The following is a 26814-nucleotide window of genomic DNA, read 5'->3' as shown; positions in this document are numbered from 1 at the left end:
AGCAATGGACGCAGAAGCAGCAGAAGCAGCGACAAGGGCAGCGGCAGAGGCAGAGGCGGAAATCGTGCTCCCCTGTCTCGACGAGGCCGAGGCTCTCCCCTGGGTGCTCGCCCGCGTGCCGAGAGGCTGGCGGGCCATCGTCGTCGACAACGGCTCGACCGACGGCTCGGCGGAGATCGCCCGCGCGCTCGGCGCGCGAGTCGTCCACGAGCCCCGCCGGGGTTTCGGCGCCGCCTGCCACGCGGGACTCACCGCGGCGACCGCCGAGATCGTCTGCTTCTGCGACTGCGACGCCTCCCTCGACCCGGCGCTCCTCGCGCCGTTCGTCCACGAGGTCCGCGCCGGCACGGCCGATCTGGTGCTCGGCCGCCGGCGGCCGGCGGGCCGGGGCGCGTGGCCCGCGCACGCCCGGGCCGGCAATCTCGCGCTCGCCCGGCTGCTGCGCCGCCGCACCGGGCTGCGCCTGCACGACCTCGGCCCGCTGCGGGCCGCCCGCCGTGCGCCGCTGCTCGCGCTCGGGCTCACCGACCGGCGCAGCGGCTACCCGCTGGAGATGGTGGTGCGCGCCGCCGACGCGGGCTGGCGGATCACCGAGCACGACGTCCCCTATCTGCCGCGCACGGGCGTCTCGAAGGTGACGGGCACCTGGCGCGGCACCTGGCAGGCGGTCCGGGACATGAGCCGCGTCCTCGACGGCGCTCCGGCGCGCGAAGGGGCCGCCCGGTGACCACACTGCTCGTCATCGCCAAGGAACCGCTGCCGGGCCGGGTGAAGACCCGGCTCACCCCGCCGTTCACCCCGCGGGAGGCGGCCGCGCTGGCGGCCGCGGCGCTGTCCGACACGCTGCGGGTGGTGGCCGCCACGCCCGCCTCCCGACGGGTCCTGGTGCTGGACGGGGCCCCCGGGCCCTGGCTGCCGCCCGGCTTCGACGTCGTACCGCAGTGCGCGGGCGGACTCGACGCACGGCTCGCGGACGCCTTCGCCCGGTGCGACGGCCCGGCCCTTCTCATCGGGATGGACACTCCGCAGGTGACGCCGGAGCTGCTGACCGCCGACTTCGAGGGCTGCGACGCGTACTTCGGCCCGGCGCGGGACGGCGGCTTCTGGGCGCTGGGGCTCGCCGAGCCGGATCCCGCTCTGCTGCGGGGCGTGCCCATGTCGACGCCCACGACGGGGGCCGCGCAGCGGGCGCGGCTCGTCGGCGCGGGGCTGCGGGTGCGCGACCTGCCGTGTCTGCGGGACGTGGACACCGCACCGGACGCGACGGCCGTCGCCGCGCTGGCCCCGCACAGCCGGTTCGCCGCCTGTCTCGCCGGGCTCACGGCGGCGGTCGGCCGGTGAACACCGCGTACGAGCTCACCGGCCACGGCCCCGCCGACGGCGGCGCGGCCGGGGTCGCGGGGGCCGCCGGCGCCTGGGCGGCCGCCGACCCGTACAGCGCGGCCCTGCGCACCGGCCGGGGCCCGCTCTTCCTGCGCCGCGCCGACGGCTGGCTGCTGCCGCTGGAGGTGGAGCGGTGGTGCGCCCGCGCCGACCCGGCCGACCTCGCGATCCTGGACCGGTGCGAGGGAGCCGTGCTGGACGTGGGTTGCGGGCCAGGCCGCCTGGTGGCCGAACTCGCCGCCCGCGGACGCACCGTGCTGGGCATCGACGTCAGCGAGGCGGCCGTGGCGCACACGCTGGAGCTGGGCGGTCAGGCGCTGCGGCGGTCGGTCTTCGACCCGTTGCCGGGCGAGGGGCGCTGGGCGACCGTGCTGCTCATCGACGGCAATGTCGGCATCGGCGGCGACCCGCTCGCGCTGCTGCGCCGGGCGGCCGCCCTGCTCGTCCCGGGCGGCCTGCTGATCGCCGAGACCGTGCCGGTGGACGTGGACGAGCGGGCCGAGGTCGAGGTCGTCGGCCTGCCGGAGGCGCGCGGCACCGGCCGGGCCTTCCCCTGGGCGCGGCTCGGCACCCCGGCCCTGCTGCGGTACGCGGCCCGCGAGGGGTGGCGGACGGCCGGTCAGTGGACGGCCGGCGGCCGCTGCTTCGTCGCCCTGCGCAGTCGCAGCGCAAGGAGCAGCGCCGAGCCGCCGAAGAGCACCGCGGTGATCAGCAGCCAGTGGGCGAGGAACCCGTCCGCCGAGCGACCGGTGGCCGACCGGTAGCGGACCTCCACCCGCCCGCTGATCAGCGGGAACCACACGAGCAGCAGCAGTCCGCAGAGCGAGGCCGGGACCCGGACGTACATCGCCCACCGTCGGTGCCCTGTGGCGCCGAGCCCCTGTACGACGGCCCGGTCGGCCGCCGCGTACAGGGGCAGCAGCACGAGGTCGTGCAGCACCGCCGCCCCCACCCACCACAGCGCCACGCCGAACCAGTTGTCGGCGAGGAGACGCACACCCGCGTAGGCGGCGAGCGCGAACGAGCAGGCGAGCACAAGGATCTGGAACGGACTGCCGATCACCGGCCGTCGTCGCACGGGCGTCATCGCGTCTCCCCGAAGGTCATCCGGGCCACCCACTTGGTGTTGAGCACGCCGGGCGCGGCGGGCACGATGACCCGCGCCGGGCAGCCGTGGTCGGGGCTCAGGGGCTCGCCGTTGACGTACAGGGCGAGCAGGGAGCGCGGGTCCGCGACCTGGTTGGCGCGCAGAGCGGCGTGGCGGAAGGCGCCGTGCCGCTGGAGGGACTCGACGAACACGTCCGGCGGGTCGTCGTGGCCGACGAGCGCGGCCAGGTCCCGCAGCCGTACGCCCCGCCACCACTGGTCCGAGGTGGACCAGCCCTCGACGCAGGCGATGGGCAACGCGGAACTGTGCAGCGGGAGTTCACGCAGCCGGTCGAGACTGAGGCGGAGGGTGCCGGTGCGGCCCGTGAGGACGAGGCGCCAGGTGTCCTCGTCCGTGTCCGCCGCGACGACCCCGGCGTACGCGGCCGTCTTGTTGATCTGGAAGCCGTTCGGGCCGCTGCCCGGGTCGGCGCCGCCGTGCGGAGCGAGCAGGGCCGTGCGCCGCAGCAGTCCGTCGAAGCTCTGGCCGGCCGTCGTGGCGAACAGCAGCAGCGAGCCGCCCCCGACGAACCACAGCGCACCGCGCCGGGAGACGGTCGGGGGATCCGGGCGCGGGGAGACCGGCTCCCGCGCGGCCGCGGTCGCCCGCGACGGCGGCGGCTCCCCCTCCTCCCGCAGGCGGCGCAGATTGCGTACGGCCGCCGGGGCCTTCAGGACGGCGTGGGCGACGAACGCGGCGAAGAAGACCCACGCGCCGTAGAAGTGCAGGGGGTAGAAGGATCCGGGGAAGACGTAGTCGAGCTGCACATTGAGGACGCCGGTCGTGAACTCGAACAGTCCGCCGCCGACCAGCAGCAGCAGGGAGAGCCGCTCGAGCGCGTGGGCGAGCGAGCGGACCGGCGGCAGCGCGAACAGCTTCGGCGCCACCGACCACAGTTTGGCCAGCAGGACGGGGATCAGGGTGATGCCGAGGGTGACGTGGACGCCCTGGTCGACCCGGTACAGCCAGCGCGGTCCGGTCGGCCAGGCGAAGAGGTAGAAGCCGAGGATCCCCTTGTCGGGGGTCTTGTCGTTCACCGGGGAGAGGTCCGGGTTGTAGGCGGCGTACGAGAGCAGACCCGTCACGAACAGCACCGTGATGCCGACGAGCAGCACCAGACCGAGCACCGAGGTGAACCAGGGGCCGCGCAGCGGGCTGCGCCAGAAGCCGGGAGAGGTGGGGAGCCGTGAGTCGTCTCGCATGCCCCGACCGTAGGCCGCCGCACCCCCCGGAAAGGGTGCGCGACCCATGACGAAACGCTGACGTCCGGCCCGGACGGCGGCCCGCGGCCCGCCGCTCGGCCTAGCGTGCCGCTGTGACCCGCACCCTGCGCTCCGCCGAGCCGCGCGCCCCGCGCTCCGCCGGCAGCACCCGAGACCCCCGCCGTGACGTCCGCCGCGATCTGTACGCGGCGGGCGCCGCCGTCCTGCTCGTGACGGCGGCCGTGCTGATCGGCCGCCACATCCAGCACACCCATCACACCCTCCGGGTCGACTGGCCACCCTTGCTGGGCAGTTGGGGCCCGCACACGGGACCGGGCACACCGGCTGCCGTCGTGCTGGCGGTCGCGACCGCGGGGTACGGTCCCGCGCTGGCCGCCCGTCTGCCCTGGCGGGCCCTGCTCGCGGCGGCCTGGGGCACGGCCACGGCCTGGATCCTCTCCCTCGCCCTGATCGACGGCTGGCAGCGGGGCGTCGCCGGCCGGCTCACCACCCGCCACGAATACCTCCAGGTCGTCGGCCGTTTCCACGACATCCCGGCGGCCCTGCGCGACTTCACCCACCACATCCTGCTGGAGTCCCCCGACAACTGGCCCGCGCATGTCGCCGGTCACCCCCCGGCGGCCACCCTGACCTTCGTCCTCCTCGACCGGATCGGGCTGCGGGGCGGCGGCTGGGCCGGCGCCTGGTGCGTCGTCGTCGGCGCGACCGCCTGCGTGGCCGTGCTGGTGGCGGTGCGGGCGCTGGCCGACGAGGGGCTCGCACGGCGGGCCGCCCCCTTCCTGGTGCTGGCCCCGGCCGCGGTGTGGATGGGGACGTCGGCCGACGCCTACTTCACGGCGGTGGCCGCGTGGTCGGTGGCGCTCCTGGCCCTGGCGGTCACGGGACGACGGGCCAGGGGCGCGGCGCTGGGCTCGGGCCTGCTCTTCGGCCTGACCTGCTACCTCTCCTACGGCCTCACACTGTTCGCGCTCATCGGCGCGGCGGTGCTGCTGCTCGGCCGGGCGCGCGTCCGGGAGCGTCCCGGGCTGCTCGTGCTGCTGCTCGCCGGGGCGGCCGTGGCGCCGACGGCGTTCACGCTCGCGGGATTCGACTGGTGGGAGGCGTACCGGCTGCTGGTCACGCGCTACCACCAGGGCGCGGGCGGCGTCCGCCCGTACGGATACTGGGTGTGGGCCGACCTGGCCTGCGCGGTCCTGATCACGGGCCTGGCGACGGCGGCCGGTCTACGGCGGACGGCCGGGACGCTCCGCCGCCACGGCGGCGCGCGCCCCGCGCGACCGGACGACCCGCCCCGCTCCGGTGCGGACGGCCGCCTCGCCCTGCTCGTGGCCGCCGCCCTGCTGGCCCTGCTCGTCGCCGACCTGTCCGGCATGAGCAAGGCCGAGACGGAACGCATCTGGCTCCCCTTCGCTCTGTGGCTGCTCCCGGCCTGCGCGTTCCTCATCCGTCCGGGTCGCTGGCTGGCCGCCCAGGCGGTCCTGGCCCTGCTGCTCAACCACCTGTTGCTGACCGGTTGGTGAGCCGGGGCGCGACGGCGCGACCCTCGCGCACGACGGCAACCGCCCGCGGCACGCGGGCTGCCCGGCAGCCTCCTCCCGTACGGCGTCGGCGTCGACGATGACCACGCCGCGCACCACGACGACGATCCGGGGCACGGGACGCCCCGCCGCCGCGCCGGCGTGGTGACCGCCCGGACGATGGCTCCTCCGGGGGGGTGCGGCCACTCCCCCGGAGGGGCCGGTCCGCTCGCTCCGTATCGATACGGAAAACAGCACAACCTTCGGGGCAATCGGGTTGTCTCAGGTGATGTCCGACACAACCTTTGGGGGACACCATGGTGCGAAGCAGAACCGTCTGGGCAACCGCCGCCCTCCTCGCCGCCACCCTGGGCGTGGCCGCGGTCCCGGCCACCGCCGCCCCGGCCGCGGCCACCCGGGCCGCCACCGCCTGCCCGACCGGCTGGGGCAGCCTCGGCAAGTCGTTCGTCGCCGGTACGGCGACGCCGCTGACGAACGTCAGGACCGGCCGCCACGACTGCTACGACCGGTTCGTCGTCGACGTCCCGGGCGCGGGCGCCGCCGAACTCGGCTTCTCCGTCGCGTACGTCGACCGGCTCTACCAGGACGGCTCGGGCCGCCCCATCGCGGTCGGCGGCGGCGCCATCCTGGAGGTGCGGGTCGACGCGCCCTCCTACGACCCCGAGACCGGCACACCCACCTATCCGGGACGGGTGGCCCAGCCGCTGCCGGGCGTGAACCTCGCGGGCTACAGCACCTTCCGGGACACCCGGTACGCCGGGAGCTTCGAAGGAGTGACGCAGTTCGGTCTCGGCGTGCGCGCCCGCCTGCCCTTCCGGGTGCTGCGCCTGGCCGACCACCTCGTGGTGGACGTCGCGCACACCTGGTGACACCGGACGTCCCGGACGACACCCGGCGCCCGGCCTCGCGGGCCGGCGCCGGGCGCGGCGCGGGTATGCCCGTCGTGCCCGTGTGTTCCCCCGGCACCCGGGACATCTCCGCCGGGATTTCGTAGGCTGTCGGTCGCCGCCCGCCACCCCCACCGCGCCCCGCAGAGGACCGGATGCAGACTCCCAGACTTGTCAAGTACCTGACAGTATCGGCCGCGATGCTCGCGTTGCTGGCCCCGTCGCCGGCCGCGGCGGCCGCGACCCCGGCCGCCGCCGGGGACGCCGTCGCCGCCGTGTCCCCGGCCGAGGACGCTCCCCCGGCGGCGGAGGACTGGCAGCCGCCCCTGTCCACCAGGGGCCGCTACATCGTCGACGCGCGGGGGAAGCGATTCCGGCTGAAGTCGGCCAACTGGGACGGCGCCCAGGGCTCGTGGTCGGGCAGCGGCAACAAGGCCGATCCCGCCTCACACCACGCCGGGCAGAACTCCTCCGGCATACCCCTGGGCCTGGACCGCGCCCCGCTGCCCGCGCTGCTCGCCGACTTCCACCGGCTCGGCGTCAACAGCATCCGGCTGCCGTTCTCCAACGAGATGATCCGCACGACGGCCCCGGTACCGGACAGCGCGGTCGCGGCCAACCCGCACCTGCGCGGCAGCACACCCCTGCAGGTCTTCGACGCCGTCGTGGCCGCCCTCACCGGGGACGGGTTCGCCGTCATCCTCAACAACCACACCAACACCACCCGCTGGTGCTGCGGCGTGGACGGCAACGAGCGCTGGAACAGCGGGCAGTCCACCGCGCAGTGGGCGGACGACTGGGTCTTCATGACCCGCCGCTACGCCTCCGACGCGCGCGTCGTGGGCGCGGACCTCTACAACGAGGTGCGCCGTGACGTGCTGGACGACCCCAACTGGGGCCTCGGCGACGACCACGACTGGTACGCGGCGGCCCGGACCGCCGCGGACCGCATCCTCACGGAGGCCGACCCCGACCTGCTCATCGTCGTCGAAGGCATCAACTGGACCGGGCTGCCCGTGGACGGGCTGCCGCACGAGCGCCCCACCCTCGCGCCCGTCCGCACGCTCTCGCACACGCTCCTGGACGCGCACAAGCTCGTCTACTCCGCCCACTTCTACGGTTACACCGGCCCCCGGCACAGCGGCGCCACCGGGATCGGCGAGACCCACGACCCGCGCTACCAGGACCTGACCCGCGACCAGCTGTCCCAGGTCCTCACCGACCAGGCCTTCTTCGTCACCGCGGAGGGACAGCACTACACCGCGCCGGTGTGGATCAGCGAGTTCGGCATCGGCGCCCAGGAGACAGGCGCCGCCGCCCGTGCCTGGTTCGGCAATCTCACCGACTACTTCGCCGACCACGACGCCGACTTCGCCTACTGGCCCCTGGTCGGCTGGGAGGGCCACGACGACTGGGCGCTGCTGCGCTACGACACCGCGGGGCGACGGTACGGCATCCTCGACCAGGCCGACTGGCGCGGTGCCGCCTGGGACCACCTCATGACGTCCGCGACCCGCACCGGGACCGTCCCGCCGGTGCCGGTCCGGCGCATGCTCGCCACCGACCACGGCGACGCGGTGCGGTCCCGGCGGGTGCGGGCCGGCGGGGACTGGGATTCCGGGGCCACCAAGGCCGCCTGCCCCGACGGCCTCCGGCTGATCGGCCTCAGCCACAGCGGCGGCCGGGGGCTGTGCACCGACACGGCCGGCGGCGACCTGCGGGCCGCGGGCGACGCGCAGACGGTCGTCACCGACGAGCGCCACGTGCCCGCGGGCGGCGACTGGGCCGGCGGCTACACCAAACTCCAGTGTCCCGCCGGACAGTTCCTCATCGGCTACAGCCGCCGCGGGGAGCGCGTGTCGGCCGCCCTGTGCGTGCCCGCCCGCACCGCGCTGGGCCGGGCCGGGCGGACCGTCTGGTTCGACCGGTCCGACAACCGGCCCGCCGACGGCGGCGGCGACTTCGCCCAGGGCCACTACAAGGGCCAGTGCGCCGCCGACGAGTACGCCGCGGGCGTCGCCTTCACCACCCGGTTCGGCAGCGCACCGGGCCCCGACGCCCTCCTGTGCGTCCCGCTGACCCCATGAGCCACCACGCCCCCCGACGGGCGGGGCACACCCTTGCGTCGAGGGCGCGGACGGCCGTGCGTCGCGGAACTCCCGCGAAATTGTCCGTGATCCGTAACAGGCGGATCCCGCCGGGGTGTTTCACCGTCCTGACAGCTGCACGGGGTCCACCGAGGGCGGGGATCCACCGACACCACACGGACAGGGCAGACATGGCGCGGCATGGCGGGCGGGGATGGTACGGCCGGGTTATCGCGGCGGCGGTCGGTGTGACGGCGTTGGCCGCCGTCACCTCGGTGTGGACCGCGCAGGCCGGTCCGGTCGACGGAGGCCAGGCCGGATCGGGCGCCTCGGCAAGCCCCTCCGCCGCGGGCTCCGTGGCCGAGCGGGTGTCGGTGGACATCGTCCACGCCTCCGACCGCGGTGCCCGCGGTGTCAACATCACCATCGACGACGGCCCGGACCCCGACTGGACGCCCCAGGTCCTGCAGGTGCTGCGGGAGAACGGTGTGAAGGCGACCTTCTGCATGGTGGGCACCCAGGCACAGGCCCATCCGGACCTGGTCAAGGCCGTGGTGGCGGACGGGCACCGGCTGTGCAACCACACCGTCTCGCACGACACCACCATGGACACCAAGCCCGAGTCCTACCAGTCACAGCAGATCCTGGACGCCGAACGGATGATCACCGAAGCCTCCGGCGGCGTCCGCCCGGTGTACTACCGGGCGCCGGGCGGCGCCTTCACCCCCTACAGCCGTGAGCTCGCCGCCTCGCGCGGGATGCGGCCGCTGGGCTGGAACGTCGACACCAAGGACTTCGAACGGCCCGGCTCCGCGGCCATCGTCGCCACCGTCGAGAGCGAGGTGTCCAACGGTCCGACGATCCTGTTCCACGACGCGGGCGGTGACCGCTCCCAGACGGTGGCCGCCCTGCGCGAGGTCCTGCCGTGGCTGCGGCAGCAGGGGTACTCCTTCGGCTTCCCGGTGCGCTGAGCGCGCTCACTCCGCGCCGTGCTTCTCCTCCTCGCTCCAGGCGCGGGTGTCCCGGGGCCGGACGTACGGTTCCTCGCCCTCGGGCAGCCCGCCGGCCACCGCACGCTGCCGGGCCAGCTCGGCGTCGAACTCCAGGCCGAGCAGGATCGCGATGTTGCTGATCCACAGCCACACCAGGAAGACGATCACTCCGGCGAGCGTGCCGTAGGTCTTGTTGTACGAGCCGAAGTTGGCCACGTAGAAGGCGAAGCCGGCGGAGGCGATCAGCCAGATCAGCAGCGCCAGCACGCTCCCCGGCGTGGTCCACCGCAGTCCGCGCCCCCGGACGTTCGGCGTCGCCCAGTACAGCAGGGCGATCATGATCGTGACGAGGACGACGAGGACGGGCCACTTCGCGACGGACCACACGACCAGCGCCGTGTCCCCGATGCCCAGTGCGGCGCCGGCCTGACGGGCCAGCCCGCCGGTGAACACCACGATCAGCGCGCTGGCGACCGCGAGCACCAGAAGCACCACCGTCACGCCCACGCGCAGCGGCAGCACCTTCCACACCGGCCGCCCCTCGGGCATGTCGTACACCGCGTTGGCGCTGCGGATGAAGGCGGCGACATAGCCGGACGCCGACCACACCGCCAGCACCAGACCCACGATCGCCATGAGCGAGCCGACCCCGCCCCTGCCCTGCAACTGCTCCACCGCATCGCTGATGATGTCGCGGGCCGAACCCGGCGCCACCTTGCGGAGGTTGTCCAGGACCTCGTCGGTCGCCGACTTCCCCGCCAGCCCCAGCAGCGACACCAGCACCAGCAGGGCCGGGAACATCGACAGCACCCCGTAGTACGTCAGTGCCGCGGCCCGGTCCGTGAGTTCGTCGTCCTTGAACTCCCTGAGGGTGCCCTTGAGCACGGCCGCCCAGGAGTGCCTGGGCAACTGCCGCGGACCGTCCGGCGCCTGCCGTTCCACCTGCTCGTCCGGACCGGGCGGCTCCTCCCGACCGGTCACCGACGGTGTCGCGTCGTCCTGGTCGGATTTCGATGTGCGTGCCATGCCAACCCAGTAACCGCAACGGCCTGTTCCATGCGTCGATCGGGACTGCGGCCGGGCCGGGCGGGTTCCGCGGGACGCTCCGGTGTGGCGGGGACTGGCCCTAGGCCGGTGCGGAACCTTGCGCGACGATGGGATCGGATCAGGAATCGCGCCAGGGGGAGGGGCGGTCGGTGAGTGGTGGATGGCGAGGGCGGGGACGCCGGCGGAAGGCGGGCCCGCAGCCCGGCCCGGTGGAGCCGGAGAACGTCGGGAGCGGCGAACTGGCCGAGGGCATCTCCTACCGCGTCACGCGACGGGAGGGAGCCGACGGCATCCCGCACGTGAACATCACCTACACGATGACGCCGGAGGCCAAGGCGCGCCTGACCCTGAGCGCCGCGTACGAGAACGGGGGCGCGACCCACCCCGACACGCTCACCGCGGCGTTCGAGCTGGCCGAGGTGCTCTGGGGACAGGGCTCCGCGGGGGACGCGGTCGCGCTGTACCGCCATGTCCTGACCGGCCGCCGGACCGTCCTCGGCCACGGTCACCCCGACACCCTGCAGGCCACGTCGTCCCTGGCGCGGGCGCTGGAGGACCTGGGCGAGCTGTCGGAGGCGGAGCGGCTGACCCGGACGGTGTGGGCCGAACAGGTCCGCGCGTCCGGCGAGGACGACCCCGACGCCCTGACGAGCCTGGCCCGGGTCGCTCGCATCACCCTGCGGACGAGGCGTCCGGCCGAGGCGGAACGGCTGGTCCGCGAGGTGCTGGCGGTCCGTGAGCGGGTGCTGGGCCCGGGACACCGGTCCACCCTGAGCAGCCGCAACGATCTGGCCGGCACCCTGCGTGCGCAGGCGCGGCTCGAGGACGCCGAGCGCCTGTACCGCGAGGTGGCGGAGGAGGCCGGACGGCTGTTCGGAGCCGAGGACCCGCTGTGTATGGACGCCCGCGGCAACCAGGCCGCCGTCCTGTCCGACCTGGGCCGGTGGTCCGAGGCCGAGCGGCACTACCGGACGGTGGTCGACTTCCGGGCGCGGAGCCAGGGCACGGGCCACGTGGACACGCTGTCGGCCCGGCAGAACCTGGCCTCGGTGCTGCACGGAGCGGGCAGGGCCGCCGAGGCGGAGGCGCTGATGCGCACGGTCGTGGACGGCTACGCCGCGATCTACGGCACCGATCATCCCCGCACCGTCGGCGGCATGCGCAACCTTGCCGCGATGGTGCACCGCCGGGGCGGCCGCGCCGAGGCGGAGGCGCTGTGCCGCCAGGTGGTCGCCGTCTACGAGCGCCGGTTCGGTCCCGGCGACCCCCGCACCGCCGAGGCGCGGGCGAACCTCCGCCTGGTCATGGGGGGCGACGGCTGAGCGGCGCCCGCCCGCGCCGCGGTCGCGGTCAGACCCCCACGTGGATGTGCGAGGCCCAGAGCGACGGGAACCAGGCGTACCGGTGGTGCAGTTCGGCCACCGTGGCGTGCAGGGCGAGTGCCACGCGGTCGTCCTCCGCCCGGGGATCCGTCCCGGCGTACGCCCGCGCTCCCGAAGCCCCGGTGGCCGCCGGGGCCTCTCCGGCGAGCGCCGCGTAGAAGGCGGCGGCCAGCTCCGGCGCCAGTTCGTCCCCGACCGGCCACAGGGTGCCCACCACATGCCGGAATCCGGCCAGTTGGAACGCGCCGGTGATGTGGACGGCCTCGTCCACCAGCTCCTTCCGGGTGGCCGACGTGGCGCACGCGGACAGGTAGGCCAGGTGGGCGCCGTCGAGGCGCAGCCCGGCCACGTCGGCGACGGTGAGCGGCCGGGTCGCGTGGTCGTGGGTCAGGATGCGGCAGGCCGAGGGGTCCTGTGTGTCGGCCACGGCATGGCAGGCGAAGTGCACGGACCGGGTGTGCCGCAGCGCCTCCAGGACGCCGTCCCGGGTCGCCCTCTCGTCGGCGAGGGAGACGGCAGCGCGGCCGTTCGTCAGGTACCGGCCGACGGCGTGCGCCTCGGCGTCCGCGTTCGGCAGGTCCCCCGCCCCCGGGGTGCGGGACATGCTGACGATCAACTGGCCGGAGCCGTCCGCGCCGGTACCCGGCCGCCGGGTGCGCGCGTGGTGGAGCGCGGCCACGGTGGAGGTGTACGAGGAGGCCACCCGTGCCAGCACGCACCGCTCGTCGCCACCGTCTGCCCGGGGGCCGTGGTAGCCGGCCGCGTGCAGGGGCAGGAAGGCCAGCGGCCCCTGGGGGCACCACCACACGCGCGCGGGAGTACCGCCGGGGCCGGGTCGCAGGACCGGGGCGAGCCGTTGCAGGACCGGTCCGGTGATCGTGTCCCACAGCCACTCCAGGGTCCGTGCGACCGTCTCCTGCCGGGCCAGCCGTCCGTCGAGGCCGCCGGAGCCGGGTGAACCGCCGGGGCCTCCCGAACCGTCCGTGCCGTCCGTGCCGTTCGAGCCGTCCGTCGACGCGTCGACCGCGGAGAGGAATCCCGCCACCCTGTGCTGGACCTCCTCGGCGGTGATCCGCAGCGGGACCACGTCGAGTGTCCCGTCGGCCACGATCAGGGCGTCGCAGCGGATACTGATGTTGATCACCACGACCGGCCCGGCCCCGGCACGCCGGATGATCTCCTGCGCGGAAGGCGGACGCAGGAAGTCCGCCATCCCCGGCAGGGACCTTACCTCGCCCACCAGTTCGTCCCAGTCGGCCTCGTGGGTCCGCATCCGCTCGGCGTCGGCCCGCTTCCCCGCCGCCGAGTACGCGTCGGAGCGGTGCGGCACCGGGTCCTCCACGTCACGCAGCCGTACGAACCGCTCGGCCAGCGCCGGCGCGCGCTCCCGCAGCAGCGCCACGTCGGTCTCCCGGGACCGCAGCAGACGGCCGAGGAGCACACCGCGCCCGTGCTCCAGCACCTCCAGGGCCTGCTCGGGCCGGCCGGCCTCCAGGGCGTACGCGGCCGCCTCGGCGGCCAGACCGTGCTCGCGGGCCAGCAGATGCTGCTGGTCCGTGCGGTTCAGCTCGCGGGCGGCCAGCCGCGGCAGGAGCCGCACCGCCTCCGTCAGCCAGTGGCGAGCGGCCTCCCAGTCGTGCCGGGTGCCGCACACCTGCCCGAGCGTGGCGCGGGCGCGCAGCCGGTCGCGGACGGGCACGGCCCGCACCTCGACCGAGGCGCGAGCCACCTCGAAGGCCTCCGCCAGGAGACGTCCGTCGTCCGTCACCAGGAACAGTCCGTGCAGCGCCTCGGCCAGCGCGGTGCGGGCGGAGATCTGTCCGGGATGCCCGGCCGGGTAGCCGTCGACGAGGGTGCGCAGCAACGTGACGCATTCCGTCAGATCGGCTTCGCCGCCCCCGGCGTCGGCGCGGGAGCGCAGCGCCTCGGCCAGCTCCAGCAGGGTGATCCGGCCCGCTCCGGAGGCGCCGTGCCGCAGGGCGAGCACCTGGCGGAGCAGGCCCACCGCCTCGTCGAGGTCGGCGGTGCCCACGCCGACGGCGTCGTGGCGCAGTCGCAGCAGGAGGGCGAGGTTGCCCAGCAGGAAGGGCCGTTGGACGTCTCCGGCCGGACACGCGTCGAGCGCCGCGCGCTGGGTATCGACGGCCTCGTGCAGGTGCGGCCGGTGCCCGGTGTGCTCGTAGCGGGCGAGCTGGGCGCTGCCGAGGGTGGACAGCACGGCGGAGCGGTCCGGCGCGTGCGGCGGCAGGGCGGCCAGAGCCCGGTGCAGGTGATCGGCGCACCGGTCGAGGTCACCGAGGTCGTTGCGGGTTCGGAAGCGCTGGAGCAGGGTCTGGCCGAGGGCGGCGTGCAGCGTCGCGAAGTTGGGGCTGTGGCGCGGGACGTGCAGGACCGCGTCCTGCTGGAGGGCGATGGCCCGGTCCAGGTCGGCCGGGGCGCCGGTGCGGTCGTGACGGCGGGCCAGCTGGGAGGCGAGCTCCGCGGCGGCGGCCCTGGCGTTCTCCGCGGACTCCTCCTGCCCGCCCGCCACGTCGAGGGCGGCGCCGAGCACGCCGATGGCCGACTCGAGGTCGGCCGGATCGTCCGAGAGGCCGTACCGGGTCCCGTGGGCCTTGCCCAGCTCCAGGAGCACCGCGTCGTGGTTGGGGTCCTCGCGGGGGAGCGTCCGGGCGGTCTCCCCCAGGGTCCGGACGGCCCAGTCCGCCCATCTCACCTCGCCGGAGTGCTCGGCGCGCAGCAACGCGAGAGCGGCCGCCTTCAGGGGCATCAGGAGCCGTTCGAAGTCGTCGAGCGGGAAATCCGCCTCGACGACGTGCCGCAGCAGCGCGACCGCCTCGTCGAGTTCGTCCAGCCGGCCGTCGAGCCGGAACCGCTCGGTCAGGACCCCGGCGAGGTTCGCGGCCAGCTGCCACGGTTCCGTGCCGCCGTTCCTGAGCAGCTCGTCGCGGGCCCTGCGCAGGCCGTCCACCGCTTCGTCCAGCGCGGCCCGTTCCCGGGTCACCTCGTACCAGCCGCTGAGGAACGAGGCGAGGTTGATCAGTCTGGGCAGTCGGTCCGGACTCTCCGGCGGGGTGTGGTCCAGCGCCCGCCGTTGTGCCGCCACGGCCTCGCGCAGCCGCTCCGGGCCGCCGTCGAGGCCGTACAGCTCCCCCAACGCCTCCGCGAGTCCGCCGAGCTGGGCGGCCCTTTCGCCGGGCATCGCGGGCGGCAGCGCCACGCAGCGGCGCAGCATGTCGGCGGCCTCCTCCAACGGGGCGAGCTCACCGGTGTGGTGGTGGAGCCGGCGCAGGGCGCGGCCCAGACCGTAGAGGTAGACCTCGCGGTACGGGTGTCCGCCGGGGGCCACGCCGACGGCGTGCCGGTAGCCGTCGATCGCGCGCGCCAGGGTCGGCAGGTCCCGGGTGTGTTCGTAGAGCTGGGCCTCGGCGTGGGCGAGGTTCCTCAGGTGCACGTCCCGGCCGGGAGTGTCGTCGGAGGTGGCGTCGACGACCCGGCGGTGCAGGTCGCGCGCCCGGCGCAGCGCGGTGACGTCCCCCGTGCGGTGGTAGAGCTCCGACTCCCGTAGGGCCTGGCGGTGCAGCGCGTCGATGGACGGCCCTGCCGACCGCCAGAAGCGGGGAACGTCGTTGCCCATGCCCCCACCATAGGGTCGCGGGGCGGTCCCGGGGCAGGGTGCCGCGAGCGTCTGGCGGCACCGGTCCCGGCCGTCAACTCCCGGGCGGGGGCGGCAGGTCGACGGGATGCGCGTACCGGGAGGGAGGCGGCAGACCCTGACGCCAGTGCAGGCACAGCGCCTCGGCCAGGGTCCGCTCCTCCTGGAGGGTGTCCGGCAGCGGCAGGTGGAGAGCCCGCAGCAGGTCGAAGCGGTGCAGTTCGAACCCGGCGCGGACGGCGTCGCCGTAGGTCAGCGCCGCCTGGACGGCCCCGTGGTAGGCGAGCAGTGCGACGGCGGCGGGAGCCAGGGCGAGCAGTACCCACCAGCCGGAGCGCAGCAGCAGCACGGTGCTCACGAGGGCGGTCACGGCGGTGGTGACGCACAGGCGCGCCGCCGCGTCGAGGGAGTCGCGGCCGTCGTCGACGACGGCCCTGGCGCGGTCCGCGAGCACCGGGTACAGCCGCGGCCAGGCGACGGCGGCGTCCCAGCCGTGGTCCCGGCCGGCCGTGTCCCGCAGCGCCGCCAGCACGTTGCCCAGGGCCGTCGGCCGGACGAGGTGGTCCGGGAGCGGATACCGCCGGCGCAGCGCGGCAGCGGCCGCGCCCGCCCGCTGCACCTGCGCGGGCGACGGCTCCCCGGCCGCCCCGGACAGCTCGGCCCGGGCCGCCAGCCGCGCCCTGCGCCTTCGCTGGAGCGCGCGGAGCGCGGAGGCGCCGAGCGGGTCGGGCCATCCGCCCTCCAGCAGTCGCACCATGGCCAGTTGGAAGGGCTGGAACACCACGGCGACCACGGTCGTCCCGACGACGATCCACACCGCCTGCCCGGCGCCGACCGCGGTGGCGGTGCGCCAGGCACGCCGCGGGGAGACATCGGCTCCGGGCGCGCCCGCCCAGACCAGGAGCAGGACGAACAGCGTCGCCGCGTAGGTCGGCAGATAGGCCACCGAGAAGAACCTGGCCGAGCCGTCGAGCGGCTTGGGGACGACGGGCCCGAGGCTCACGCCGGGCTCACCTCAGTTCCATCGGACCGTGGTCGCCCGCCCGGCACGACGGGCGGTACCGGTCGTCGTAGAAGGCGGTGTAGGCACAACTCCCGCACACCGCGCAGCGGAACGCGATCAGACTGAACCGGGTCGACTCGCCGGGAGCCGCGGCGCGCACCTCGTCGCCCGGCCCGCGATCGGGCTGTATCCCGAGGACGGCCCGCAGATAGGTGCCGGAGGTGGCCCCGATCCGCTCGTCGCCCACGAAGAGCAGGAGCCGCTCGGGTCGGTCCCCTGCGGTCAGCAACCGCTCCAGGGCCTCGGCGGCGTCGTTCAGGGCGGTCCCTGCGGGCAGCGACAGCCACGGGACGACGCCTCCGTCCTCGGCCCTGGGATCCACCAACATCGCGTAGCGCATACGCCGTTCAGCCCTCCGCACCCGCCGCGTCCGCCGGCCTGTCCGCCCGTGTGACGCCCAGACTCTACCCACGGACGGGCGGTGGGCGACCGGTGGGCGCCGGTGGCGCTCCCCGGCCCCGCAGCCGCGCCCGCCCAGCGGACGGCGTCCGCGGTCGATCCCGCGGACGTTCTCAGCCGGATGCCCCGCCTGCGTCCCCGCGGTCCGTCATAGTGAACGGAGAAAGCTGCCTGAAGGGGGATATGGCATGGCATTCTTCATCGTCCTCGTGGTGCTGGGCATCGTGGGATTCGGCTTCGTGGCGGTCCGCGCGTCCCGCGAGAACGAGGGCCCGGCCGCACCTCGCCGGCCCGGGACCGAGCCCGAGGGCGCACCGCGTGACATTCCGCCGCTCTTCCCGGACTTCTTCCACGGAGTCCTCTTCGCGGTCGGCAAGGAGGCCACCCCGCACAACCTGCTGGCGCTGACCGAGTACGTCTCCCAGATGATCAGCGCCAACGCCTACGGCTGGTTCCACCGGTTCGGCGACACGGCGGCCGAGGCGCGCTTCAGCCGGCGATTCCGCGGCGGGGGGCCGGAGGGACAGGCGCTCGAGAAGGTCCCGGACGACATGATCGACTTCCTGTGGGCCTGGAATCCCCGGGCGCGCGACGCGCTGCGTGACTGGATCCCCCGCCTCGAGACCGATCTCACCGCGCCCGGAAGCAGATTGTGGCGCTACGGCGACGAGTTGCCGTTCGGGATGTGGGAGAGGGAGGACTGACGTGCGCGGCTCCGCCCTCGACGCCGTGCGGGCACGGCTGGCCGGATTCCGGGCCGGAGACGCCACGGCCGTCCTCGCCCCGGAGGCCGAGCAGGACGCGGCACGTGCCGTGGAGCAGCCCACCCCCGAGTCCGTGGCCGCGGTCGCCTGGCTCTACCAGTACCGCGCAGCGGCGACGGACGATCTCGGCGGCTCCGACGCCCAGTTGGCGTTCCGGCTGTTCTCCAAGATCGCGAACGTGCTGCCCGGCGAGCTGCCCGCGCATGTGGAGGTGATGCTGCGGGTCGCCGCCGCGCCCGAGGGCGAGGCCGCCAGGCTGCAGCACCTGCTGACCGACGCGGAGAACGCCCTGGAGGACCCCGCGACGGCGACGGACCCGGTAGCCCTCGACCGGTGGATCGACGTGCTGCACGCCTTCGGCGCGGCGGCCGCGGAACACGGCAGACAGCACTCCCTCCTCGACCTCCTCGGCAGGTTCCTGCGCCGCCGATTTCCCTGCGACCCGGACGAGATCTGGCGCCTGGAGCAGGCCGCGGACTGTCTGCGGACCGCCGCGGGCGCCGTGCCGCCGCGCGACCTCCTCGCCCACCTGCCCGCCTACAACCTCTGTGTCACCCTCCTCGACCACTTCGAGGCGACCGGCGACACGGGCAAGCTGCGTGAGGCCGCCGAGGCGTCGGACCTGGCGTCGCGCGGCATCAGCCCCGCGCACGCCCACTACCCCCGGATCGTGGCCCAGCGGGCGGACATCCTGTGCACCCGGTCCGGTGTCGATCCCGCCGCGGGATCGCTGAGCGAGGCGGCGGAGCTGTGCCGGGAGGCCCTTCGGCACCTGCGTCCGGACCACCCCGCGGCACCGTTCGTCCACGCGACGGCCGCCCGTGTCCTGGGCGACCAGTACGTGGTGAATCAGGACCTCGCACTGCTCCGGGAGGCTCTGGTTTCGGCGGAGACGGCCCTGACCGGCCTGTCCGACGACGGCGAGCGCCACCTCGCGCACGGGCGGTACGGCCGGCTGCTGATCCTGCTGGGCCGGCGCGCCGGCGACGTCGACGCGCTGGTGCGCGCGGAAGAGGCGCTCACCTTCGCGGCGGAATCGCTGCCGCACGGCCACTCCCTGCGCGCCGTACACCTCAGCGACCTCGCGGACGCGCAGTTCGAGCACCATCTCCTCACCGGGGACGAGGCCCTGCTGCGCGCGGCCCGGGAGAGCGCCCTGACGTCCGTGGAGGTTCTCCGGTCCGGGGACACCGCCAACCCGCCGATGCTCGACACCCTCGCCCGCATTCTGATCCGGTGCTACGAGGTGCAGGGAGACCCCCGCGAACTGGACACCGCCGTGGAGTGGTTCCGCAACGCCGAGGAGCTGTGCCCGCCCGACAGCCGCTCCCGGGCGCTGGCGCTGCTGCACCTGGGCCACGCCCTGATGCTGCGTGCGGCGGTGCTGGGTGACGTGGGGGCCCGGGACGCCGCGTTCGACGAGGCGGAGCAGACGGCCGAGCTGGCCGTCGAGGCCTGTCCGTCCGGTCCCGATCGGTTGACGGCGCTCAACAACGCCGCCGCGGTGGCCCGTCGTCGCAGCGAAGGCGATCCCGCGGTCGTCCGCCGCGCGGGGGGCATGTACCGGGAGATCCTGCGTACGGGGGATCCCGGGAGCGTCCCGGTCCGGCTCGCGACGTTCAATCTGGGATCGACGCTGCTCGACCTGTTCGAGATCGAGCGGGACCCCGCCCTCCTCGACGAGGCGGAGCCTCTCCTGCGCACCGCGGCGGGTGCCGCACCACCCGGGCAACACCACCACGCCACGGCCACCGCGGCGCTCGCCCGCTGCGTCGCCCTGCGCGCCGGAGCCCCCACGGACGAGGCCGTGGAGTTGCTGCGGTCCTCCATCGCGGCGGGCGGGCGGACGACGAGCGCGGACCGGGTCTCCGCGGCCGTCACGCTCGGGCGGCTGTACGCCGACGCGGGACAGTGGCGGCCGGCCCGCGACGCCTTCGCCGAGGCCATCGACCTGCTGGCCGCCCGGCTCGCGGACCGGGAGAGCGCCGTGCGGGAACACGGGGTCGCCTCGTTCTTCGGTCTCGCCTCTCGGGCCGCCGCCTGCGCGTTGGCGGCCGGTGACCCGGTGGCCGCCGTCACCCTGCTGGAACGGGGACGTGGGCTTCTCACCCCCACCGCGGCCGCCCCGTCAGCCGACGCGTGCCTGGACACCGCCGGACGGACCGTCGCGATGCTGAACGTGAGCCGATACCGGTGCGACGCCCTGCTCGTGCGCGACGGGCAGGTCACCGTGCTGCCGCTGCCCGGCGTGACGCACGACGCCGTCAACCGGCAGGCGGGCACGTTCCTGTGGGGCGCGCAGCGCGGAGCCGACCCCCTGTGCCCGCCCGAGGAGCGCTCCAAGGGAACCCGCGTCGCGGTGAACGGCGCACTGCGCTGGCTGTGGCACACCACGGTCCGTCCCGTTCTCGACGCGGTACGGCCCGACGGCTCCCACGAGCTGCCGCGGATCTGGTGGTGCCCGACCGGTATGCTGGCCTTCGTCCCGCTGCACGCGGCCGGGGAGTACGGCTCCCTGTACGGCGGCAGCGGCGGGGAGTGCGCGGCGGACCGCGTCGTCTCGTCCTACACGACGACGCTCCGCGCGCTGCGCCATGCGGCGCACGGGGGACCGGGCGTCCTCGTACCGTCGCCCGGCAGCCCTCTCGTGGTCGCTCCGCAGACCCCGGACCTGCCCGAACTCCCTCAGGCCAGGGAGGAGTCGGACGCACTGCGCCGGCTCTACCCGGGCTGCACCGACCTGATCGGGCCGAAGGCCACGAAGAGCCGCATCCTGGCCGAGCTGCCACGGCATTCCTGGTTCCATTTCGCCGGGCACGGCTCCCAGAACGCCCAGGTCGTCCGCAGCGCGCATCTCGTCCCCCACGATCACGCGCTGCACGGGGGCATCGGAGCGGACACCCTGCGCGCCCTGAACCTCGAGCACGCGGAGCTGGCGTTCCTCTCCGCGTGCAACACCGCCACCGGTCAGCTCACGCTCGCCGACGACCAGGCTCATGTGGCGGGGATGCTCCTGGGCTCGGGGTTTCGCCATGTCGTGGCCGCCCAGTGGACCGTGCGCGACGGGGTGGCCGCCCAGGTCGCCACCGCGTTCCACCGTCGTGTCGCGGCCGCTCCGGCGGGAGGCGTCGCACCCGCCGTCGCGTTGCACCAGGCCGTGCGGGAGGTGCGCCGGACCCATCCGGAACCGCACCTGTGGGCCCCGTTCATGCATTACGGCCCGTGAGGGGAACGGTCAGGGATCGGGAACGTACCGCAGTGCCGGGTCGTCGGATCCGCCGAACACCGCCGCCGTCAGACGTTCCCCGGCGGGGATCTCCGCCGCGGCGTCGGCCGGCAGCGGGTGCCGGAGCGCCCGGTACAGGTCGCCGCGGTGGAGGTCGAACGCCGTGCCGATGAGCAGGCCGAACTCCCGGCACGCGCCGGGCAGCACCCCGCGCCACATCACGTACACGTACGGGAGCGCGAGCAGCGCCCAGGGCGTGCGCGGCACGGCCGGGAGCAGGAGGAGGCCCCACACCCCCGCGGCCACCGCACTGTCCGCACGACGCCTGGCCGCCGCGAGGTCCTGCCGCAGCCCGTCGGGCAGCAGGGTCCACAGGTGCGGCCACAGGACCATCGCGTCGAGGCCGTACTTGTCGAGGGGTTCCGTCTCCGCGGCGCGCAGCACGTTCCCCAGGGACGTGGCCAGCACGCGCTCGGCGCGGGGCGTCCAGCGCAGCCTCTCCTCCAGCCCGCCGAGCCGCACCAGTTCGTCGCGGTCCAGCGGCGGGCCGCCGCCGTCGGCCGCGGTGAGCCCCAGGCGCCGCCGCCGCAGCGGATCCGCCTCCGCCTCGTACGCGGCGGCCCGGCGGATGTGACGCTCCCGCAGCCTGCTGTTCACCGGCTCCGCCCATCGCGGCCAGTACCCTTCGAGCAGTTGCAGCGCGGGCAGGGTCAACTGCTGTATGAGCAGGCCGGATCCGGCCAGCACCACCGAGCCGATCAGGAGCAGGGCCACCTGCTCCCCGGTGTCCAGCCCGCCGAACGCACGGAGCCGGGCGGCGGCCTCCTCCCGGGGGCGGCCGCTGCCGAGCGCCCACAGCACGGACAGCGTCAGCCAGTACACCGAGGCGGCCAGGCCGGTGGCGAACCAGCGCTCGACGAGCTTGCCCGCCGCGGCGCTCCAGAAAGCCGTCACGTGGGAGCCCTGCTGAGCAGACGGTTGCAGGACCCGCAGTAGGGGACCCGCTGCCGGAGATTCCCGCGGACGAAGGTCTCGGGCGCCGCGCAGTCGGGCGTGAGGCAGGTGAACAGGGTGGCCCCGGACACCCCGGAAGAGGGCCCTCGGCCGGGGATCATCGCGTACCCGCTGGGCAGTGCCCGGTACTCGCCCTCCCCGCCCGGCCTCTGCCGCAGCCACGCCGTCAGACGGTCGTCGGAGGCGAGCACCCGGCGCAGCGCCTCGTCCCCCGACGCGGTCAGCGCCTGCCGGATCTCCTGGCCGACGCGGGCGGCGTCCTCCCCCACGAGCCGCGGCAGCGCCGGCAGCAGTTCCCGGGCCAGGGACCGCAGGCCGGTGGTCTCCTCCATGTGTCCCCCAGCACTGGTACGAGCGAGTCCCGAGTGTGGCACGCGGGCACACCGCCGGGCGACGGAAATCACCAAGTCCCGTTCAGAAGCGGGCAATCGCCTTCATACTCTCCCTCATCCGCCCATGCACCCGTGAGGAGCGACCGAGTTCATGGCTTCCCGCAAACCCGGAGACACCGGCACCGACCTGTACGTGAAGCTGTACGGCCGGCCCCAGGCGAGCGCCCCGACGACATCGCCCGCGACCTCACCCTCGTCCCGGAGCACTATCGGTGACGGGGCGTCAGGCGGCAGGCCGGTGTCGTCCTACTGGGCCGACGGGGACCGCGACCCCACGAAGAAGCGGGACATCCCGCACTTCTTCCCGTACTTCTACCACTCCGTGCTCGCCCGCAACGGCAAGCCGGTGCACGGGCGGAACATCCTGGCGCTGATCGAGTACATCGACGCGATGTTGATCTTCCAGGGCAACCTGTGGATCTCCGAGGTCGAGGATCCCCGCACCGGCGAGGTCTTCGCACAGCGCTTCTGCGGCCCGCTGGACGCGTACGAGCGCCTCGAGCACCGGCCCGACGACGTGATCGACTTCCTCTGGGCCTTCCGTGCGACGGTCCGCCCCGGTCTGCGGCAGTTCGTCGACCAGACCTACACCGACCTCACGAGTCCCGGCAGCAGGCTGCTGAGGTACGGGTCCGCACTGCCCTTCGACATCTGGCACCAGGACTGACCCGGCGCGGGCTTCCCGCGGCGGCCGGACTCACCACGGTGCGCCACGGCCGCCGTAGTGGCGGGCCAGGACGTGCCCCGCGAGGCGTCGTCCCGGCCCCCGCTTCCTCAGCCGACCGTCGCCTGTGCGTACGGGACGAGTCGTACGGGTCCCACGAGACCGAAGTCCTGCCGGGCGACGGCGCCGAAGACCGCGGGCTGGGCCACCCTGAGCCGGTTGACGAGAGGGATCGCCACCTCCACCTCGATCACGTTGCGGCCGCGCCGGAGCAGGGGGCCGACGTCCACGACCGGGTGGAGCCGGTCGACGACCGGGGCGCGGGTGCCGTTGACCGTGACGCGGGCCGTGTCGGAGACCTGGCCGAGTTCGAGGTGGGCGCCGTGTGCCGAGGTCCACCCGGCCGGCAGCTCGACGGTCGTCCGGTACCGCCCGATGCCCGCGGAGTCGGCCAGTTCCGGGATCCGCGACCAGGGCAGCAGCGTGTCGAGGGTGAGCGTGCGCTGGACGTGCTCGGTCCGGGTCGGGGCGGATCCGGGGTACCAGTCGTCGACGTCCAGCTGCCAGGGGCCCGGGACGACGGGCGCGGGCACGGACGGGACGGTCGTGGTGACCGTACGACCCGAGGACAGCCGGGTCGTGCGGGTGCCCGCCTCGGTCGAACGGACCGTCAGCGAGCCTTCGTCGAAGAGGACTTCGGAGGCATCGGTGTCGACGACGTGCGGCCTGGCCCCGTTCCGGTCGCCGAAGAGCCCCGGGCGACCCAGTGCGACGATCATCACCTGGCCGGGCTGGAGGGCCACCCGCACGGTGACCTCACCGTCCTCTTCGGTGTACCGGGCGATCCGTGCGGCCTCTCCCGTCCAGGGGTCGAGCAGGTAGGGGATCGTCGTCCCGCCCCGGGTGCGGCGGGTGTGGCGCAGTGTCACCTGGTGGTCGATCGCGGCCACGGCCGGCTTGACCGTCTCCGCGTGCTTGCCGTTGCAGAGGTAGTAGAAGTCGGCGTCCCGGGTGACGCGGTGTGCGTTGAGCAGCGTCGAGGCGGTGGCGTGGCGCACGTCCGGGGTGACGCCGAGCCCGGCGAGGGCGTCGCCCACGGCGGTCTTGTCGGTGATCCGGGTGACGTGGGGCAGGGCGAGCAGCCGGGTCAGGATGTCCCGCAGCAGCTCGTTCTCGCCGTCGTCGGGGACCCCCGGAGTGAGCGGCTGGTCGAAGGCGCCCAGCAGGACGATCGGCAGCCCGGCCCGGGCCAGCTCCAGCAGACGGCGGGCGTCGGCCGTGGCGAGGGTGGGGGTGGACGAGTAGAAGAAGTCCCCCTCGACGAACAGGGCCTTGTACGCCGGTCCGTCCGGTGCGAGCCGGCCGCCCGAGACGGTGGCGTTCGGCAGGTCGAGCAGCGGACCGCTGAGGAACTGGTGGGTCCAGCCCAGCGGGACGCCGGTCGAGGTGAACCAGGACGCGCCGATGCCGGTGGCGGCGTACCCGGTCTGCCGGAAGACGGCCACGTCGGCGCGGGCCGTGCCGGACTGGAGCACGCCGTGCACACGGCCGAGGTAGGCGGCGATGTCCCCGACGTGCTGCCAGGTGGGCTGCCGGGGGCCCCACGACTCGCCGTACCCGGAGGCGCCGTTGTAGGGACTGAAGGCGGCGAAGCCGGGCCAGCTCGCGCCGGGCGCGGTGGCGTAGGAGAAGCCGTGGACGACGGTCTGGTTGACGCCGGCCGCGTAGGCGCCGCCCATGGTGCGCAGGAAGCGGTCCCAGGTGGTGCTGTAGGCGGAGCCGTTGTAGGCGCCCGCCTCGCAGGACAGCACCGTGCGGCCCGCCATGTCCCTGCCGCCCGCGAGACAGCGGAAGTCGTCGAGGTTCTTGAAGCCGAGGGATTCGCCCTCGGGGATGTCGAGGATCGCCGCGGACCCGATCGCGTCGGTCTGCAGTCCGTAGGGCTGGGCGCGCAGGGTCATGCCGAGGGAGTGGGCCCAGTCCCGCAGCGCCCGTACGTGGTGCCGGTTGAAGAGTTCCGAGAAGGTCTCCCAGAAGTCGTGTCTGATCTGCCGGGTCAGCTGGGCCTCGAAGGCGAACACCTGGTTGCTGTCGCTCAGGACGAGCGCGGGCAGATACGGCAGCAGGGGCCGGCCGGTGTGCTCGGCGAAGGCGTCCGGCAGCGACGGGGTCCAGGTCAGGCCGTCCGTCTCCAGCTCCACGGAGTCCTCGAAGAAGGCGCCGCCCGCCGCCTTCAGCAGGCTCCGCAGGGCGGGGGTCAGCACCTGCCGCTCCCAGAAGCGGGTCACGGCCGCGGTGCCCGCCGGGTCGAGGTGGTCGACGACGTAGGCGGCGGGCTCGGAGTGCGGGCCGGACTCGGGCTGCTGACCGCTGCCGCGCGTCCAGTAGGAGATCAGCGTCCACTCACCGGTGCCGGGAGCCGTCCAGGTCAGGGTGCCGTCCTCGGCGACGGTGGAGGTGAGGTCCCGGACGCTGGCGAGGTCGAGCCCGGTCTCCTTGCGTGTGGAGTACGCGGGTTCCACGCGGGCGGCCTGCACGGCGAGGAGCCGCTGCCGGGTCACACCGGCGGCGGGCGCGTGCACCGGCGGCGGCACCGGTCCCGTGAAGGTCGCTCCGGCGCTCAACGAGACCCGGCCGTGGACGAGTTCCTTGGCGGCTGCCTCGTCGTCCGGGGTGACGCCGGGGACCGCGACGGGCCAGCTCGGGCCGAGCGTGAGGTCGATGGTGAGGCCCCGTCTCGCGGCCCGGCGCAGCGCGGCCTCGACGCCGTCGCGCCAGGGGCGGCTGCCCCACCCGTGGTGCGCGGTGTCCAGGACCGACTTGTCCTTGATGCTGTGGTGGACGGCGGCGATCTCCGCGCCGCCGAAGCCCGCGTCCGCGATCTGGTCGACCTCGCGGGCGATCTCGTCGGTGTTCACCAGCCCGTCCGGCCACCACCAGCGGAACTTGGGCCGCACCGCACGGGCGGGAGCGGCGAACCAGTCCGCGCTCGGTCCGGACGTCCCGGCGGCGTACGGCGCCGCCGCGGCCGTCGTCCCGGATCCCAGGGCGGCCACGACCCCGGCCGCGATGCCCGCCGTCGCCCCGGCGGCGAGTACCGCTCGCCGTGACATTCCGCCGCCCTGCTCGGCCGGTTCCCGCATGAGCGCTCCCAGATGATCGTGCGTGGTTTGAATCGTTTCAATACGACTCGACGCGGGAACGCTAAGCCTCGTCTGTGAGCAAGGTCAAGATGTGTGACGGATCAAGTCGCGCAGGAAACGCCGGTCATGGGACCGGAGCGGCCCCACCGCACAGCCGCGATCGCCGTGTTCGTCCGGTGGGGCGGATGCGGTGCGGCAGGGTCCGTCCCGCCGGAGGGAGGACACCCGGGCGGTCGGGCCCGGTACGGCGCGCGCCCCGAACGAATTCCCGGAAGCGAAGATCGGGCCGGACACGACCCGGCCCCCGGCGGGTTCCCGCCGGGGGCCGATCTCCTGACCGCGACCTGAAAGGGTCAGATCCGACCGCCGGTGAGCCGGGTGAGAGGCCCCTGCTGGGGACGGGCGGAGCGACGGCCCACGGCGTAGGACGCCGCGGTCAGCGCGGAGATGCCGGCCCCGACACCGGCCGCGATCAGCTTCCGGTGCGCGATGACGGTCCAGGCCGTCTTCGCGGTCGCGGCGACATGACCCGACGTCGCGACGATCGCCTGCCGGCTCGCCTCGACACCGCGCGAGGCACTCTGCGCGGCGCTCTGCACCGCACCGGTCGTGGCCTCGGCCGAACGCTGGACGCCGTTCTTGGTGGCCGACGCGGCGCCGTCCGTCTTGGTGGCGGCGCTCTTGGCGGCCCGGGCAGCCGGAGCGGTCGCCTTGTCCGCGGTGCGCCGCGCCTTGGACGCGGTCACCCGCTCGGCTGCGGACTGTTCACTCGTCTTCCTGTTCGGTTCACTCATGGACATCGCGTTGCCGC

General features: G+C 74.4%; 20 protein-coding genes. 11 read left to right on the top strand and 9 right to left on the bottom strand.

What is annotated here, in order from left to right:
- The first annotated feature begins 4 nt into the window (after positions 1-4).
- The 3 genes from J2X68_RS03850 to J2X68_RS03840 are packed head-to-tail and all read left to right on the top strand — an operon-like array spanning position 5 to position 2147.
- Positions 5-727, top strand: coding sequence for a glycosyltransferase family 2 protein (locus tag J2X68_RS03850; RefSeq protein ID WP_310431354.1), 723 nt, complete (start codon positions 5-7; stop codon positions 725-727).
- Positions 724-1341 carry a DUF2064 domain-containing protein gene (locus J2X68_RS03845; RefSeq protein ID WP_310430991.1) on the top strand — a complete coding sequence of 206 codons (618 nt, stop codon included), beginning with the start codon at positions 724-726 and terminating at the stop codon, positions 1339-1341. The genes J2X68_RS03850 and J2X68_RS03845 overlap by 4 nt, the downstream gene beginning before the upstream one ends.
- Positions 1338-2147: a methyltransferase domain-containing protein gene (locus J2X68_RS03840; RefSeq protein WP_310430990.1), complete on the top strand. Its 810-nt coding sequence runs from the start codon at positions 1338-1340 to the stop codon at positions 2145-2147. The genes J2X68_RS03845 and J2X68_RS03840 overlap by 4 nt, the downstream gene beginning before the upstream one ends.
- Positions 2148-2466: 319 nt before the next feature.
- On the opposite strand, the gene J2X68_RS03835 is transcribed toward J2X68_RS03840, so the two are convergent.
- Positions 2467-3780, bottom strand: coding sequence for a molybdopterin-dependent oxidoreductase (locus J2X68_RS03835; protein WP_399039221.1), 1314 nt, complete (start codon positions 3778-3780; stop codon positions 2467-2469).
- A 65-nt stretch (positions 3781-3845) separates the two neighbouring features.
- Between J2X68_RS03835 and J2X68_RS03830 the strand changes: the two genes are divergently transcribed.
- The 4 genes from J2X68_RS03830 (at position 3846) to J2X68_RS03815 (ending at position 9236) form a co-directional block, all read left to right on the top strand.
- Entirely contained in the window at positions 3846-5273 is a 1428-nt protein-coding gene (locus J2X68_RS03830; RefSeq protein ID WP_399039220.1) for a hypothetical protein, read from the top strand.
- A gap of 314 nt (positions 5274-5587) precedes the next feature.
- Positions 5588-6160, top strand: coding sequence for a hypothetical protein (locus J2X68_RS03825; RefSeq protein WP_310430988.1), 573 nt, complete (start codon positions 5588-5590; stop codon positions 6158-6160).
- Between the two features lie 173 nt (positions 6161-6333).
- Positions 6334-8265 (top strand): cellulase family glycosylhydrolase, encoded by a 1932-nt coding sequence (locus J2X68_RS03820; RefSeq protein WP_310430987.1) that lies wholly within the window; start codon positions 6334-6336, stop codon positions 8263-8265.
- 191 nt (positions 8266-8456) lie between these two features.
- Positions 8457-9236 (top strand): polysaccharide deacetylase family protein, encoded by a 780-nt coding sequence (locus tag J2X68_RS03815; RefSeq protein WP_310430986.1) that lies wholly within the window; start codon positions 8457-8459, stop codon positions 9234-9236.
- Between the two features lie 6 nt (positions 9237-9242).
- Here J2X68_RS03815 and J2X68_RS03810 read toward each other — a convergent pair whose 3' ends face one another.
- Positions 9243-10283, bottom strand: coding sequence for a YihY/virulence factor BrkB family protein (locus tag J2X68_RS03810; RefSeq protein WP_310430985.1), 1041 nt, complete (start codon positions 10281-10283; stop codon positions 9243-9245).
- A gap of 230 nt (positions 10284-10513) precedes the next feature.
- Between J2X68_RS03810 and J2X68_RS03805 the strand changes: the two genes are divergently transcribed.
- Positions 10514-11626, top strand: coding sequence for a tetratricopeptide repeat protein (locus J2X68_RS03805; RefSeq protein ID WP_310430984.1), 1113 nt, complete (start codon positions 10514-10516; stop codon positions 11624-11626).
- A gap of 28 nt (positions 11627-11654) precedes the next feature.
- Here the strand turns inward: J2X68_RS03805 and J2X68_RS03800 are convergent, their stop codons facing one another.
- The 3 genes from J2X68_RS03800 to J2X68_RS03790 all read right to left on the bottom strand — a co-directional run bounded on the left by J2X68_RS03800 (position 11655) and on the right by J2X68_RS03790 (position 16741).
- A complete protein-coding gene (locus J2X68_RS03800; protein WP_310430983.1) occupies positions 11655-15320 on the bottom strand; it encodes a CHAT domain-containing protein in 3666 nt (1221 codons plus the stop codon).
- Positions 15321-15393: 73 nt separating this feature from the next.
- Positions 15394-16341 (bottom strand): hypothetical protein, encoded by a 948-nt coding sequence (locus tag J2X68_RS03795; RefSeq protein ID WP_310430982.1) that lies wholly within the window; start codon positions 16339-16341, stop codon positions 15394-15396.
- 7 nt (positions 16342-16348) lie between these two features.
- Entirely contained in the window at positions 16349-16741 is a 393-nt protein-coding gene (locus J2X68_RS03790) for a hypothetical protein (protein ID WP_310430981.1), read from the bottom strand.
- Positions 16742-16988: 247 nt separating this feature from the next.
- Here J2X68_RS03790 and J2X68_RS03785 point away from each other — a divergent pair, with 247 nt between their 5' ends.
- Positions 16989-17504, top strand: a complete 516-nt coding sequence (locus J2X68_RS03785) for a hypothetical protein (protein ID WP_310430980.1) — start codon at positions 16989-16991, stop codon at positions 17502-17504.
- 1 nt (position 17505) lies between these two features.
- On the top strand, positions 17506-20790 hold the full coding sequence (locus tag J2X68_RS03780; RefSeq protein ID WP_310430979.1) for a CHAT domain-containing protein: 3285 nt from the start codon (positions 17506-17508) through the stop codon (positions 20788-20790).
- Between the two features lie 9 nt (positions 20791-20799).
- On the opposite strand, the gene J2X68_RS03775 is transcribed toward J2X68_RS03780, so the two are convergent.
- Both J2X68_RS03775 and J2X68_RS03770 read right to left on the bottom strand, forming a co-directional pair.
- Complete coding sequence (locus tag J2X68_RS03775) at positions 20800-21744, bottom strand: hypothetical protein (RefSeq protein ID WP_310430978.1); 945 nt, start codon at positions 21742-21744, stop codon at positions 20800-20802.
- Complete coding sequence (locus J2X68_RS03770) at positions 21741-22136, bottom strand: hypothetical protein (RefSeq protein ID WP_310430977.1); 396 nt, start codon at positions 22134-22136, stop codon at positions 21741-21743. The genes J2X68_RS03775 and J2X68_RS03770 overlap by 4 nt, the downstream gene beginning before the upstream one ends.
- Before the next feature lie 151 nt (positions 22137-22287).
- On the opposite strand from J2X68_RS03770, the gene J2X68_RS03765 reads away from it, so the two are divergent.
- A complete protein-coding gene (locus J2X68_RS03765) occupies positions 22288-22863 on the top strand; it encodes a hypothetical protein (RefSeq protein ID WP_310430976.1) in 576 nt (191 codons plus the stop codon).
- Between the two features lie 107 nt (positions 22864-22970).
- Here J2X68_RS03765 and J2X68_RS03760 read toward each other — a convergent pair whose 3' ends face one another.
- Both J2X68_RS03760 and J2X68_RS03755 read right to left on the bottom strand, forming a co-directional pair.
- Positions 22971-26003, bottom strand: a complete 3033-nt coding sequence (locus J2X68_RS03760) for a glycosyl hydrolase (RefSeq protein ID WP_310430975.1) — start codon at positions 26001-26003, stop codon at positions 22971-22973.
- A gap of 353 nt (positions 26004-26356) precedes the next feature.
- Positions 26357-26803 carry a hypothetical protein gene (locus J2X68_RS03755; RefSeq protein ID WP_310431352.1) on the bottom strand — a complete coding sequence of 149 codons (447 nt, stop codon included), beginning with the start codon at positions 26801-26803 and terminating at the stop codon, positions 26357-26359.
- Positions 26804-26814 lie beyond the last annotated feature (11 nt).

The organism is Streptomyces sp. 3330, assembly GCF_031456635.1.
Lineage (GTDB): Bacteria > Actinomycetota > Actinomycetes > Streptomycetales > Streptomycetaceae > Streptomyces.
Note: the sequence above shows the minus strand (reverse complement) of the source record. Positions and strands in the feature narration are given on the sequence as shown.

Coding starts and splice junctions, on each gene's coding strand:
- J2X68_RS03785 (WP_310430980.1), top strand. CDS start 16,989: ATGGCATTCTTCATCGTCCTCGTGGTGCTGGGCATCGTGGGATTCGGC.
- J2X68_RS03820 (WP_310430987.1), top strand. CDS start 6,334: ATGCAGACTCCCAGACTTGTCAAGTACCTGACAGTATCGGCCGCGATG.
- J2X68_RS03825 (WP_310430988.1), top strand. CDS start 5,588: ATGGTGCGAAGCAGAACCGTCTGGGCAACCGCCGCCCTCCTCGCCGCC.
- J2X68_RS03835 (WP_399039221.1), bottom strand. CDS start 3,780: ATGGGTCGCGCACCCTTTCCGGGGGGTGCGGCGGCCTACGGTCGGGGC.
- J2X68_RS03760 (WP_310430975.1), bottom strand. CDS start 26,003: ATGCGGGAACCGGCCGAGCAGGGCGGCGGAATGTCACGGCGAGCGGTA.
- J2X68_RS03815 (WP_310430986.1), top strand. CDS start 8,457: ATGGCGCGGCATGGCGGGCGGGGATGGTACGGCCGGGTTATCGCGGCG.
- J2X68_RS03850 (WP_310431354.1), top strand. CDS start 5: ATGGACGCAGAAGCAGCAGAAGCAGCGACAAGGGCAGCGGCAGAGGCA.
- J2X68_RS03790 (WP_310430981.1), bottom strand. CDS start 16,741: ATGCGCTACGCGATGTTGGTGGATCCCAGGGCCGAGGACGGAGGCGTC.
- J2X68_RS03800 (WP_310430983.1), bottom strand. CDS start 15,320: ATGGGCAACGACGTTCCCCGCTTCTGGCGGTCGGCAGGGCCGTCCATC.
- J2X68_RS03755 (WP_310431352.1), bottom strand. CDS start 26,803: ATGTCCATGAGTGAACCGAACAGGAAGACGAGTGAACAGTCCGCAGCC.
- J2X68_RS03810 (WP_310430985.1), bottom strand. CDS start 10,283: ATGGCACGCACATCGAAATCCGACCAGGACGACGCGACACCGTCGGTG.
- J2X68_RS03765 (WP_310430976.1), top strand. CDS start 22,288: ATGGCTTCCCGCAAACCCGGAGACACCGGCACCGACCTGTACGTGAAG.
- J2X68_RS03770 (WP_310430977.1), bottom strand. CDS start 22,136: ATGGAGGAGACCACCGGCCTGCGGTCCCTGGCCCGGGAACTGCTGCCG.